This window comes from Streptomyces sp. NPDC059668, assembly GCF_042734135.1.
Classification (GTDB): domain Bacteria; phylum Actinomycetota; class Actinomycetes; order Streptomycetales; family Streptomycetaceae; genus Streptomyces.
Map to the genome: position 1 here is coordinate 1 of NZ_JBHWEL010000141.1, position 7,208 is coordinate 7,208.

Annotated in this window: 4 protein-coding genes and 3 pseudogenes; 3 read left to right on the top strand and 4 right to left on the bottom strand. The window is 68.3% G+C overall.

Annotated elements, in window-relative coordinates; genetic code table 11:
• Positions 1 to 640: 640 nt before the first annotated feature.
• Positions 641 to 1,115 (top strand): annotated as a pseudogene (locus tag ACFV2J_RS42200) (barstar family protein); the annotation flags it as partial.
• A gap of 125 nt (positions 1,116 to 1,240) precedes the next feature.
• Here the strand turns inward: ACFV2J_RS42200 and ACFV2J_RS42205 are convergent.
• The 3 genes and pseudogenes from ACFV2J_RS42205 to tpg (ACFV2J_RS42215) form a co-directional block, all read right to left on the bottom strand.
• A complete protein-coding gene (locus ACFV2J_RS42205; protein WP_385094143.1) occupies positions 1,241 to 1,639 on the bottom strand; it encodes a DUF5958 family protein in 399 nt (132 codons plus the stop codon).
• Between the two features lie 45 nt (positions 1,640 to 1,684).
• Positions 1,685 to 2,137 carry a hypothetical protein gene (locus ACFV2J_RS42210; protein WP_385094146.1) on the bottom strand — a complete coding sequence of 151 codons (453 nt, stop codon included), beginning with the start codon at positions 2,135 to 2,137 and terminating at the stop codon, positions 1,685 to 1,687.
• Positions 2,138 to 2,425: 288 nt separating this feature from the next.
• A pseudogene (gene tpg / locus ACFV2J_RS42215) lies at positions 2,426 to 2,692 on the bottom strand (telomere-protecting terminal protein Tpg); the annotation flags it as partial.
• A 97-nt stretch (positions 2,693 to 2,789) separates the two neighbouring features.
• Between tpg (ACFV2J_RS42215) and ACFV2J_RS42220 the strand changes: the two are divergent.
• Positions 2,790 to 3,350, top strand: coding sequence for a hypothetical protein (locus ACFV2J_RS42220; RefSeq protein ID WP_385094148.1), 561 nt, complete (start codon positions 2,790 to 2,792; stop codon positions 3,348 to 3,350).
• A gap of 1,403 nt (positions 3,351 to 4,753) precedes the next feature.
• Here ACFV2J_RS42220 and tpg (ACFV2J_RS42225) read toward each other — a convergent pair.
• A pseudogene (gene tpg / locus ACFV2J_RS42225) lies at positions 4,754 to 4,996 on the bottom strand (telomere-protecting terminal protein Tpg); the annotation flags it as partial.
• Positions 4,997 to 5,574: 578 nt separating this feature from the next.
• Between tpg (ACFV2J_RS42225) and ACFV2J_RS42230 the strand changes: the two are divergent.
• Positions 5,575 to 7,208: S8 family serine peptidase (locus ACFV2J_RS42230; protein WP_385094151.1), on the top strand; the 1,634-nt coding region annotated here is incomplete at its 3' end.

Here is a 7,208-nt window from a genome sequence, read left to right on the forward strand (position 1 = left end):
TGCGCCTCGCGGCGCCCCCCCCCCGCCCGCCCCGCGGGGGGGGGGGGCCCCCCCACCTCCAAACGCGTGGGGGGGGTGGCGGGCCCCACTCCCCCGCACCGTTGCGCGCATCGATCGGCAGCGTCTCGCGGCCCGGAATCATCTCCAGGGCGAACGCGTCCTGCGACGGCACGACCAGGGAGACCGGGGCGCCGGTCTCCTCGCGAAGGCTGTGGATGACCTTCGCACCAGCCGCGCGAAGTCGAGCCAAGGGCTCCACCCATTGCGCCAGGCCCAGCAGCGATGCCGAGAGGGTCCACCAGTGGTCGTCCACCCACATCGGCCTGCCACCGATCAGCCGCGTGAACGGCGCTTCAGGTCTCGGGCCCTGATGGGACCGCGGAGGGCGGTGACGGGGGCGGGACGGTGGAGGTGGCAGCGGGGGTAGGGCTGGAATGCTGTGCGGGTGGTGCCGGGTGGTGACCTATCCGTGGGCGACGGTTGGATCGAGGAGCCTGGTGGCACGGAAATGAGTGGAACGGCATGGGAGGGGTTCGGCTGCCCGCAATTCAGGGAAGCCGAGCGAGAGTACGCGGACCGGCGGGTGCGGGCCGTAACGAAGACGTTTAAGGGAGTCGTCGGCTGATCCGGGCCCGGTGAAGATCTGGAACTCGACGGCTACCTCGCACCTGTACCGGGATACGCCAGGCCTGTCTGGGAACGCTGGCTCACTGGCCCGCCGGCTGCCCCTGGCGCCTGGGACGGCCTCGGCACCCGTCAGCATGGAGCCTGGCTCGATCTCGTCCGGGCGCGGGGCTGCCAGCTCAGGCACCAGGACCGGTCGGCCGGTTGGACGCGCGTACGAGCTGAACGGCCGGGACATCACCGATGGACCGGGTCTCTACCTGGCACTCGGCGACGCCGCCAACGGGCCTGGCGGCTACTTCGGCGGCTGCCTGGACGCCCTCGTGGATTGTCTGCGCGGCGACTTCGGCTACACCGCCCCCGCAACCCTGATCTGGCGGGACATCGCGACCGCGCGCAAGCACGTGTCCTGCCTCCTGGCGCCGGAGGGCGAACAGTACGACCTGGTTGCCCTGGTGCTCGAAGTTCTGACCGAGGGCGGGGTGCACGTCCCCGTCACGTGCACCGGCATCCCACTGTGCCACCGCAGGAATGCCTCGATGCCGCTGCCGACCTGTCTGGGCACGTTCGAGCCTGATCGCGTGAGCGGCGTCATGCACAGGTGCCGACGGAGGGATCAGTCAGCGGTGGCCAGCCTGTGCCACCAGTGACCGCACCCGCTCGAGCAATTGCGTTCGCGACGGCGTCCGTCGGCGATCGCGAGCACCGCAACCAGCAGTCGGAACGCCTTCCGGCGTTCGTCGCGCGGAGTGAGAGAAACGATCTTCCCCAGTTGATCGTCGATCCGACCGCGTGTGATCAGCACCGCCGGTGTGTGCGTGGGGCGCAGACCGGCACGGCGGATGCTCTCTGGTCCGTCCTCGGCGACGGCGCGTGCCTGGACACAGTGGTGGCGCAGAAACAGCAGCACCTCGGATTGCTCCTCCGGGTCGAGTGCGTCGAACCATGCGATGCCCTGTGACATCGGGCGGAGCCCCTGGGCAAGTTCGTTGAGTATGACGTCGCGTTCGGTCACGGCTGCCTCCCATCGGACAAGCGGCGCTCTGCCGCGGAGCCTGGGTCAGTGGAACCATGCAACGAGTCGCACATTGTCTGCTCCGTGGAGTTCGCTGAGTGTCCGCATCACGCTCCAGACCGGCCCCCAGTGGGTTGTGTCTCCGGCGACCGATTCTCGGCTTCGCGTGCCGGAGCTGTCTGTCTCCTGCCAGTCGGTGGAGGCAAGCTCGGCCCAGGTGATCCATGTTGTGCCGTGGACGTCAAGAGTTCCGCCGTACGCGGCGTATCCGGTCAGCAGACCCTCGGACGCGTCGCTCGGAAAGCCGCGGCCTTCGGCCAGAGGGCGGAAGCCGAAGGAGTTCCGGATACCGAAGATGCAGGCGAGGGCGTCGTAGGCGTTGCCGTTGTTGAGCAGGAAGAGGTCGATGGCAGCGTGCCATACGGAGTCCTCGTCGTCGGGGGCCCAGAAGCGTGCACCTGGGCGGCACTCGATCATCCCGCTGACTTCGGTAGACATGCGGGCATGCTGCCTGCACGGCCCATGAGTCGGCATCTGCTTTTACTCTGACTCGCCTCGCCATCAGTTCCAGCGGCCGCCTCAGGCGCTCGTGCGGGAGACGATGCCAGCGATGCGGTGGAGGGCGATCTGATACGCCTCGGCGTTGCCCCCGCCCGCGCGGGCAAGAAGCCAGCCCGCCACCCTGGCCGCCAACTCAAGCGCTCAGCCCTGGCAAGTCAATGGCTCACTTGCCAGGTGAAGCGGTCAGTGCCAATGCCGTCGGCGGGGCTCGCGACTGCTCTGGATCTACAGGTCGAACTCGAGGTGCTCGATGTCGGTGAAGCGGACTTCTTCCAGTTGGCCAGCGCGGCGGCCAATGTGCTGGTAGTAGACCTCCTTGAGTGCTTCGGCAGCGATCAGCTGCTGGTCGGTGGCACCCTTCTCCTGGGCGTCGAAGAGGCGGCCGGCGTACTGCGGCGAAAGCGTGATGGTCAGGTGCCGGAGGCGGTCCTCATCCGTTGTCCCGATCAGCGCGGTGTAGCCGATCCGGGCGCGGGTGTCGATGACGATGATCACGCGGCCGGGCGGCTGCGGTCGCGCATGGGCAGTACTGGCGGCACTCGAGCCTGCGTATGCTCGCCTCGGTTGTTGCTCAGAGAGGCTGACGGGGGTGCGCGTGCTGAGGCTGCTCGGCTTCTTCGAAGACTTCGGTTATTCGAGCGAATTGACTGCGGGACCGCTGGGTCCTCAGGTGCAAGCGGCCGGCGAGCCGGATGAAGCGGAAATCGTGGAGTATCTCGACGTAGGCCATCACCTCACGTACTTCATGGAGGCGGGGGTCGATGTCGTCACGGGAGAGGTTCACCGGCACACGTCCGGCTGCTCGTCGCTGGTTACCGATGGCATGTGGGTGTGGCGCGCGGACTTTGCGCACTATCTAGAGGCGTATCACGTGCCGTTGCCCGCAGCCTTCGTTGCCCGGGTTCGAGGGCTGCGCTACCAGATGCCGGACCTGGTCGGTGCGGACTTCGCACCGGTCTTCCACGAGATCGTCCTCCGGTTCGGGTGGACGAATGTCGGGCCGTGGGACGCAGAGTCGCTCCTGCGCCCGAAGCCACGGGCCGTTTCGACCCGTGCCGAATTCGTGGCCAGGGTCCGGCAGGAACGGCCTGCCGGACCCTGGGGGAAGGCGCCACGTAAGCCGCGCAGGGTCAGGGAATACGATCTTTAGCCATCGCCGCCCCAGCCCACCGACAAGGTGCTCGCCTTCCTCGACCGCCTGTGAGTCGTGAGCGGAGCCGGGGGTGACAGTCCGTTTCGATGGCCTGCGACGGTGGCTGATGATTCGTTGAAGTTGCCGATCGATGCCGACTCACGGGCAGTTCTATGTCCAAGACCTGAAGCCGCCCTTGCCGGTGTGGACACAGACGGTCGAGCGGCCATCCAAGCGGTAGCGGTCCAGCCATCCAGGTTCACGCTGCGCCGGGAGGTGTTGGTGACGTCGATCCACTCCCGGTTCAGGAAACGGTTGCTGCAGTCGTCAAAGCCCGGCGAGTCGTACCGCACGTCACTGATCACCACACCCGACCGGTACGCGGCGGCCTGGTGGGGGCTGGACTGTTCGGAGGCCGGCAGGGCGGCCGCACCGAGCACGGCGCCCGTGACCAGAGCGACGGCGACGCGGGAGGCCGAGCGAGAAGACATGAACAGCGCTCTGCGGGCACTTCTCCTTACCTCCTGGCCTGCGCAATACCGGTACGCATCGCATGGGGCAACGGCCCGTCGTCATCCAGCGACAGGCCGAACAAGACCGAGACCGCGAAGTGCAAGGACGCCTGGACGCGCCTCGCTTCGCAAGCTGCATCAGACGATCGTGATCGACGGGCAGGTGGCTTTGTTCGCGTTCAGCAGCAGCGTTTGTCTGCCGGTTTGGGTGTCAGTTGGTGATCACTGGGCCTCGGCATGTTCACGAGAGATAGCGTCAGCGCATGGACCAGCGCAGCCTGGAGCGCTGGCTCGCGTGTCAGGGGACGTGTTTGCGCCCCGGAAGGACGTTCGCCGCCTGCCCTCTAACCTCTCTTCTCGGGGGGTGGGATTGTGGAAGAGTCGATCTTGGTTGAGTCCATCAGGTACTCCGCTGTGTGCCAGGGATGCGGTGCCGAGGCGGAGTGGTGCGGTGTTCAGGCGCTGGTGGGCGAGGAACTGCGGTGGGATGTTGAGTCCACGTGTCCGGCCTGCGGGTTTGCCGTGGCTGTGTGTGGCGGTGACCTGCCGGAGGGACTGCGTGGCCGACTGCTCTCCGAGCACGGGCGGGCAAGGTTGCGGGTAGCTCCGCCGACGAGGAACGCCGCCGTCATGCGGGTGCTGCGGGCGGAACTCGGCATCGGCCTGGACGGCGTCCGGGCCGTGCTGGAGCAGGTCTTGACCGGGCAGTACTCAGGGACCCTGCCCGAGATGGAGCTCCTGGCGCGGAAGCTGCGGGCATCGGGCATCGGAGCGGCGCATCGCGGACGGTGGATTGAGTGAGCCTGCCGGGCGGAACGACTGGGCTCGGCGAGGACGGCCCGCCGCCCGGAGGGAGGCGGGCCGTCGAGGTAGGTAGTGGCAGGGATCAGCTGGCCTTGGCTGCCTCCTGACGATGCCGCCAGAGGTCGCCACCTTCGCGCGGGCCTTCGCCCGGATCTGCGGCTGCCACCACTTCTTTACCTCGCGCTCCAGGCTTGCGGCGAGATCCGCGCGCGGCTTTTTGATCTGGTCCTTCACGTACCGCTCGACGGTGCGCGGGGAGATCCGCAGCATCTGAGCGACCGCCTTGGTGCCCTTGTACTGCTTGACCAGGTAGCGCATCTGCGCGGGTGCGCTCTTGGGCGCCGGTTGATGCCGAGCTTGAAGCCGCCCGGGAGCGGCTTGCCGTCCCGGTAGGGCAGGAAGCCCAGCGGGCTGGCGCCGCCTGCCGGATACACGACGTAGTGGCCCCGAGCCCGATCTACGATCGGGCTGCGCTGCGGAGCCCAAGTGGGACGGGTTCCGGACGCTGGTCTCCGTCGCGCAGGGTGACCGCGCAGGCCGGACGCCCCCTGGTGCCGGCCATCGACGGGGTGGACCGGCTGCTGGCGTGGTGACTGACCGAGGTACGCCCGCAGTTCGGTGACGCGCCCGCTGGCGGGCAGGCCGTGCTGCTGCCCAGCCGCCGGCACAAGGTCGGCGGCGTACGCCAGGGCGCGGTCGACGTCGCCGAGCTCCCGGTGGATCCCGGCCCTCCGATGCCCGGAGTACGTCTCTTTTCAGTCATCCCCTATAACACCCCTGCACGGAAAGGTACTTCCGTACGGGAGCACGCGCCTGACATCTTGCATCCACCACTCGTTTCGTACGGCACCGCCGGTGCCCTCAGTACGGCCGGGCCGTCTCCGGAGGACGCTTTGATACCCCACATATCGAGCCGGACTAGACGCATGCTGGTCCTGGCGGCCACGCTCGGCGCCGCCCTCGCATTCGGCGCCCCGGGCGCCCTCGCGGGCACGCTCCCCATCGGCCCCTCCCCCGTGCCAGCCGCCAGGGCCCACGCTCCGGCCGCCGTGCCGGCTTCTCCGAGTGCGACCTGGGTGGCCGGCACGCGTGCCTACCTCGTGATCACCGCTCCCGGTGACAGTTCGGCAGTCCGCTCCGCGATCGCGGCCAACGGCGGCACCGTCTTCTCGAACTTCGACGCCATCGGCGTGATCGTCGCCCACTCGGCGTCCAGCGGATTCGCCGCCACCATGCGCGGCGTCGCCGGCGTGCAGCAGGTCGGCGCCACGCGCACCTCGGACGTCCCGGCCGACGCCTACAACCCGGCGCTCCCGGCCAATCCGGCCCAGTCCTCGACCCCGGCCGGAGAACCGGTCCGGGCCGACATGAGCCAGATCAAGGCCGACCAGGCCTGGGCCGTGAACCCGGGCTCCGCCTCCGTCACAGTCGGCATCCTGGACACCGGTGTGGACGACCAGCACCAGGACCTGGCGCCCAACTTCGACGCGGCCGACTCGGTCTCCTGCGCCTATGGCAAGCCCGACACCCGTGTCGGCGCCTGGCGGGACGTCGATACGCACGGCACCCACGTAGCGGGCACCATCGCTGCGGCCAAGAACGGCAAGGGCGTCGTCGGCGTGGCCCCCGGGGTGAAGATCTCCGCGGTCCGGGTCGCTGAGCCGGGCAACTCCTTCTTCTTCGCCGAGAACACCATCTGCGGCTTCGTCTGGGCCGGTGACCATGGATTCAAGGTCACCAATAACAGCTATTACACGGACCCGTGGCAGTTCAACTGCCCGGACAACGTCGACCAGGCCGCCATCATCGAAGGCGTCAAGCGCGCCCAGGAGTACGCCGAGGGCAAGGGCTCCCTCCAGATCGCGGCCGCGGGCAACGAGAACTACGACCTCGCCCACAAGACGACCGACTCCGCGAGCCCGAACGACTCGACGCCGGTCACCCGCACGATCACCAACGCCTGCCTCGACATCCCGACCGAGCTGCCGGGCGTGGTCACGGTCGCGGCCAACGGCACGGGTGTCACCAAGGCCTCGTTCTCCAACTACGGGCAGGGCGTCATCGACGTCGCAGCGCCGGGCAGCAGCGTGTACTCCACCGTCCCCGGCGGCGGCTACGGCAGCAAGAGCGGCACCTCGATGGCCACCCCGCATGTGGTCGGCGTGGCAGCACTCATCGCCAGCGCCAACCCGGGCATCACCCCGGCGCAGATCCGCGCCAAGCTGGCCGCCCAGGCCAACGACATCGCCTGCCCCTCGGACAGTCGCTGCACGGGCACGACGGCCAGCAATTCGTTCTTCGGCGAAGGACAAGTCGACGCCCTCAAGGCTGTCGGGACCACCCCGCCGCCCGGTAAGTACTTCGAGAACCTCGCGGACTTCGCCATCAACGACAACGCGACCGTGGAGAGCCCCATCGCCGTTACCGGCGTGACCGGCAACGCCCCGGCCACCCTCAAGGTGGGGGTGGACATCAAGCACACCTACATCGGTGACCTGAAGGTCGACCTGGTGGCGCCGGACGGCACCGTCTACACGCTGCACAACCACGCCGGCGGCAG

Coding starts and splice junctions, on each gene's coding strand:
- ACFV2J_RS42210 (WP_385094146.1), bottom strand. CDS start 2,137: ATGTCTACCGAAGTCAGCGGGATGATCGAGTGCCGCCCAGGTGCACGC.